This is a genomic window from Bartonella phoceensis, from assembly GCF_902825145.1.
Lineage (GTDB): Bacteria > Pseudomonadota > Alphaproteobacteria > Rhizobiales > Rhizobiaceae > Bartonella > Bartonella phoceensis.
On record NZ_CADEAD010000019.1, the window covers coordinates 1 to 4,990 of the forward strand.

Consider the following 4,990-nt stretch of genomic DNA (forward strand, 5'->3'; position numbering starts at 1 on the left):
CGCTCTATGATAATGTAGCAGCAGCGTTTGATGGTGTAAGTGGAAGTATGTCACGTATCAATGATCGTATTACTGATGTTTCCAAGAATGTTGCGTCGAATGGTTTAAATTGGAATTCATCTGAGGGTGGGTATGATGGACGTCATGACGGAGAAGATAGTAAGATTAAGCATGTAGCGGATGGTCTTATAGAAGAAGGTTCGAAGGAGGTTGTTAATGGAGGTCAACTTTGGAAGACGAATGATAGGGTTAGCAAGGTTGAAAACAAGGTAGATAGTATTGGTCAGCAATTGAAAGATATTGCGGTCTCTGCGGATGGAGCAGTTAAGTATGATAAGGATGAAGATGGTCATAAGACGAATAAGATCACGTTAGTTGGTGGTAGTGAGAGTGATCCTGTATTGATAGATAATGTAGGTGATGGAAAGATTGAAAGAGGTTCGAAAGAGGCCGTCAATGGGGGTCAGCTGCATGATTACACAGAACAGCAGATGAAAATAGTTCTTGATGATGCGAAGAAGTATACAGATGATCACATCAAAGATGCTGTACACAATGGTGTTGATGAGGCAAAGTCTTATACGGATATGAAATTTGAGACGTTGAACTATGCTGTTGAGGATGTCCGCAAAGAGGCAAGACAGGCAGCGGCTATTGGTTTGGCAGTGTCTAACTTACGTTACAATGATGCACCAGGAAAGTTAAGTGTTGCACTCGGTAGTGGTATATGGCTCAATCAGTCTGCATTTGCTATTGGTGCTGGTTATACATCTGAAGATGGAAATATTCGCTCTAGTCTATCTGTGACAAGTACCGGGGGGCGTTGGGGGGTAGGTGTAGGACTAAGCTTAACACTAAATTAACAATAAAATTTAGAAAACCCCCGCTTGCCCTTACTTTTGTGAAGTAGGGGCAAAATTTTTTAAACATATGAACACAATACAAATATAAGTTCTACAACTGGCAAAACTTTTCGGAAACTGTTACAGAAAAACTATACTTTCATCTCCACGGTGAATTATTTTTCCTAAATACTTTAAAAGAATCATTTTTTTCTTGATATCTTGCAGATATATTTTATAAGTAACAAAAGTTGTTACGAGTAAGACTCATTCTGATTAAAAGCAAGAATGTTTTAAGGAGGGGGATAAAATGCATAAAAGACAAATAAAAACCAACAAATTGAATGTCTATTACTACATCACATCTAACAAAAAAATACTACAGCCAAAAAGCTCCATATTCTCAAAAAGCTTAAATTCTTAAGCACTACATCACATATATCACTAAAAAAACGCTTTCTAATAATAAGCGCGAAATAGCTTAACATAACAGAATTTCTATAAGTAAAATGCTTTGAATATCTAAAACACACAAGATCCTTTTTTAAATACACAACAAAATACCAACCCATATTAGACTCTAAATGTGTCAACTTTATGTCCACAAAACATAAAAACAGAGACAAACATCTAGATCTCAATACAGGAAACACAAACAAGACGAAGATAAAAGACTCAAAACGTTCACACCCTAAGCAATTATCCTCTATTTCAAATTCCAATAAGATTGATAATGCTAAAATATGTCTTTTTTAAGTTTTGGAGGTGTTTTTCAATTTTTTCATTGGAGAGTTTGTTATGAAAAAATTACATGACACACAAGCAGCAAGTAAATTAAAACTTTCTCGTTTTTCTTTCGTTAAAGTTTTTTCGTTGGCTACGGCAGCTATATTTCTATCGAATGTATTTCCTGTTTTTTCAGCAAATCCTTATTTTAGAAATGCGTTTCTTGAAGGTGTTAAGAGTTCTGGTGTGTCATATCCACAAAGTATTATCTCTGTTGCTGGTTTGAATACTTCTCGTATATCCAAAGACAATTATTTAACGGTATTCAATAAAGCAGGTGTAGAAAAGGCTAATGCAAGCGACTATGGGAATAAGTTATCAAAAAATACATTAAATACAGAGGATCGATATAAGCAATTGATTGTTGATCAGAATTTATTGGCGGATGGTGGCTTATCTCCCCAGCCATTTCCTCAAACGAGCCAAGATACAAAGATGATTAATGTATCCAATTTTTCGAAAAATAACCTTATCAGTAACATGATGCGTAGTGAGGACAGTCAAGAAAAAAATGGTAAACATGTTGTCATGATAGGTGAAGATATTACTGCAAACGTTGGTGAGAGTGTTCTTATTGGTGATAATTTGACGGTACGGTTTATATCTGATAAAGAGACTCGGCCTTTGGGATGGAGCACTGTTGTCGGTTATAATGCACAAGTCCGTAGAGGTTTTTCCGTTGCCATTGGTAACGATACAATGGTAACAGAAAGTGGGGTGGGGGGAATTGCTGTTGGTCCTTATGCACGAGTAGAGCAGCCAGGTGCTCTGGGATTGGGGTTTGGGGCAAGTGGGACAGGAACGGCGAGTATTGCTATAGGTTATGCATCGCAAGCTATGATGAATGGCTCTATTGCAATAGGCTCTCCGCAGCATTTTAAACAGATGAGTAATAAGAATCCAAATCACGCGACAAACAAAAACATTGATCGCACCAAAGCACTCAGTGAACATGCGATAGCTATAGGTACTGAAGCATCTGCACTTGCTAAGATGTCTATGGCATTGGGGAGGAACTCACAAGCAGGAGCGGAATCAGGGGTTGCTTTAGGAGCACATTCTTTAGCTTCAGTTAAATCTGGTATTTCCGGTTATGTTCCTGTCAAAAAAGATATTAAAGGTGATAAAGAGTATGTATGGAAAAGTACAGCAGGTGCCGTTAGTGTTGGTAATGTTTCGAAAGGTAAGACCCGACAAATTGTTGCAGTAGCGGCTGGTACTGAAGATACTGATGCAGTCAACGTTGCACAATTAAAAGCGGTACAAGCAGCAGCGATTACAAACGGTTTAAAAATTAACACGACTGGCAAAGATTTTGCAGATGCTATAGCTGATGCAGAAAGCTCTATTGCTCTTGGTAATGGCGCCAACATTGGTGAACACTCTATCCATGCAGTTGCAATTGGTTACAACGCAAAAATTGGTAATTATCAGGCCGATGCAATTGCAATTGGTGCTAATACACTCGCTGACAAAGGTGGACTTGCTTTTGGTTCTGATGCAAAAGCTAGTGGCATGGGTACGATTGCGATTGGTCACGCCGCAAAAGCTGACTCTATTAGTGCTATTGGGATGGTTGCTATTGGTGATCAGGCAGGAATTGCTGACACCGATAAAGACACTTCTTATGCGGTTACTGTTGGCTTCCGAACAAGAGCATCAGTGAGGGATAGTATAGCTTTGGGTGTTTTCTCTGTTGTTGATGTTGCTGCTGGTGTTGGAGGGTATGATCCTAGTATTAGAAAAAATGTAGATGAACAAAGAGATAATACATGGGTCAGCACCTTAGGTGCACTCAGTATTGGTAATGTTGAGTACGGTATAACCAGACAGATTGTAGGTGTTGCCGCTGGCACGAGCGACACTGATGCCGTAAACGTTGCGCAGCTAAAAGCTTTACAAAACTCTATTAACCTAAATTGGGAGCTCTCTGTTGATGATGAAGATAAAACGAATGTTAATTCAACCAACCCGGTGGATTTAGCAGCTGCAAGTAGCAATCTCAGCATTACCAAAGGCAAAGAGGACAATAAGATAAAATTTGATCTCGCTAGGAGCGTTATACTTGATAACATAACATCAGCGGCATTAACCATTTTAGATGGTCCTAAACTAACCGTTGATGGCATTGATGCCAACAGTACAAAGATCACAAATGTGGCAGCGGGTACTAACAGCACCGATGCGGTGAATTTTGCACAGCTTGAGGAAATAAAAGAACAAGTAACAGCTGGTAGTTTTGTAAAACAGGACACAGCAACCAGACAGATTACCATCGGTAAAGATACTGATGGCGATAAAATCAATATTGCAAATAAAGATAGCGGTAATCGGATACTTTCTGGTGTTGCAGATGGGAGTGCAGACACTGATGCCGTAAATGTTGCGCAGCTGAAAGCTGTAGAAACTCTCAGCAAAACAGGTTGGAATCTTGCTGTTAACAATGGAGATGTAAGGCAGATTGGACCAAACAGTACAATAAATTTTGTAGCAGTTAGTCATCAAGATAAACAGAATATCAAGCTCACACAAGAAAATGACTCTGTAAGCTTTGATTTATCGGATGATATTACTGTTAAGAATATTGAGGCACACCAATTAACGTTTCAGGCTGATAATAAATCATCACTTACCCTCACAGCTGACGGGCTTAGGCTTAGTAATGGCCCACAAATAACCACCGGTGGTATTGATGCTAGCGGTAAAAAGCTAACAGGCTTAGCAAAGGGTACTGAAGATACTGATGCTGTTAACAAAGCACAACTTGATGCAAGTTTGAAGGATCTTTCCAACAATCTTCAATCTGAAAATTCATCTGTTGTTCTTTACGATAAAACAGAAGGTGAAAATAGCACTACGGATTATACGAGTGTTACTTTTGGCAAAGGCAAAGATCGTGCTCCTGTAGGTCTTCATAATGTTGGGAATGGTCAGATTAATGAGAGTTCACATGATGCGATCAATGGTTCTCAGCTTTATTTATTGGGTAATGGTTTAGCGCAGTCTTTAGGGGGAGATGCTCAGTACGAGAATGGCCAATGGAAAGCTCCAAAATTCAAGGTTAAGACAGTTAACGGTGATGGTAACTCTGAAGAGAAGGAATATGATACTGTAGCAAAAGCGTTTGATGGTGTTGGTGCTGCTATCACAAATGTAAAAAATGAGATTACAAAGGAGATTACCAATGTCAGGGATGATAGCCTTGTTAAGAAAGATCCGACGACGAATCGTATTGATATTGGTAAAGAAATAGAAGGCAGTAAAATCAGTATCGCGAATAAAATTGGTGTGCATCGTGTAATTTCTGGTGTTGGTGAGGGAAAGAACAATGATGATGCTGTTAATAAAGGCCAACTAGATAA

The 4,990-nt window shown here is 38.9% G+C and carries 2 protein-coding genes; both read left to right on the forward strand.

All coding sequences use genetic code 11. The annotated features are described in order from the left end of the window. Positions 1 to 863, forward strand: an 863-nt coding sequence (locus J7R07_RS07830; RefSeq protein ID WP_208436305.1) for a YadA-like family protein, incomplete at its 5' end; no start/stop codon positions are given. Between the two features lie 777 nt (positions 864 to 1,640). Beyond that, positions 1,641 to 4,990 (forward strand): hypothetical protein (locus tag J7R07_RS07835; protein WP_208436306.1); only part of this gene is annotated, 3,350 nt, incomplete at its 3' end.